This window comes from Streptomyces sp. M2CJ-2 (assembly GCF_016757295.1).
Classification (GTDB): Bacteria; Actinomycetota; Actinomycetes; order Streptomycetales; family Streptomycetaceae; genus Streptomyces.
Genome location: NZ_JAESIF010000245.1, coordinates 1 through 1,118 on the forward strand (window position 1 = coordinate 1; position 1,118 = coordinate 1,118).

General features: G+C 68.5%; 1 protein-coding gene. It reads right to left on the bottom strand.

Translation table 11 applies throughout. From position 1 onward, the window contains the following. Positions 1-363: 363 nt before the first annotated feature. The coding region (locus tag JL475_RS39100; protein WP_202282942.1) for an FG-GAP repeat protein at positions 364-1,118 on the bottom strand (755 nt) is incomplete at its 5' end.

Here is a 1,118-nt window from a genome sequence, read left to right on the forward strand (position 1 = left end):
CCGGGCCTGTCAAGGGGCGTAAACGACCCCCGCCTGCGGCTTTTTGGTTGGTTGCCGGGGCGTTTTCCTCGTGGCTCTTCCTCGTGTCTGTCTGCGGGACCGCCGCGTGGGAGGGGTCCAGTTGGAGCGCCCGGAGCCTCGCGAGGAACGAGCGGGGCGAGGACGAACGAGCTGGAGGCCAACGAGCGGAGGTCGACCATGGAAGCCGAGACTTCACTGTAATCGACCGGGGACGATCGGTTCAGGGGGTGGCCCGCTCCCCCGCATCCACGATGCGCTCCATCTCACGCAGCCGCGCGGCGCGACGGCCCAGGCCGGGGACACGATCCCCGGCCTGGGCCGTCCCATTGTCGTGGACCGTCCTCACCCGACATCAGGGAGCGGCCGAGGCGTTATCGGCGGGTGCCCCTGAAGGCTGCTGCCGAGGTGCGGCTGTCCGTCGGTCGACAGCAGGTAGGACGTCGGGGTCAGGCTGCGTGCTCCGGTGACGGTGATGGTGGTGTCCGATCCGAGGAGCGTGGTGAGCGTGCCACTCCCGCCGTCCTCGCCGAGCGCCGCGATGGTCAGGTCCTTCCTGCCGTCGCCGTTGAGGTCGCTGAGCAGCAGCTGGGAGCCGAAACCGTCGCCGGCCTCGTTCTCTCCGGGGACGCCCTCGGTGCCCTGGTCGAAGACCTGGCGGTTGGTGGTCGTGAGCCCGATGGAGCCGCCGTACATGACGGTCACGTGCCCGGCGTCGGCGACGGTGTCGTTGTCGGTGTCCTCGTTGGGATCGCCGACGGCGAGGTCGTCGTAGCCGTCGCCGTTGATGTCACCCGCGGCGAGTCCGGCGCCGTACCGGTCGTACAGGTCACCGTCCCCCGGTACGTCGAAATTGTCCTGGGTGAGGGTGTACCTGTTGACGTCGTCCACCGTCCAGGTGGGGTCGGTCTGGGAAACGGGGCGGCCCGGGATGTAGGTGATCTCGCCACCGTTCCCGCCCTCACGGCCGAGGACGATGTCCCCGTAGCCGTCGTTGTTGAAGTCCCCGAAGACCGAGGAGTAGCCACCCCTGTAGCCGACCTGCAAGGGCGTCGGATCGAGGCCCAGTGTGCTCGCGTCACCACCGCTTTGATAGAGCT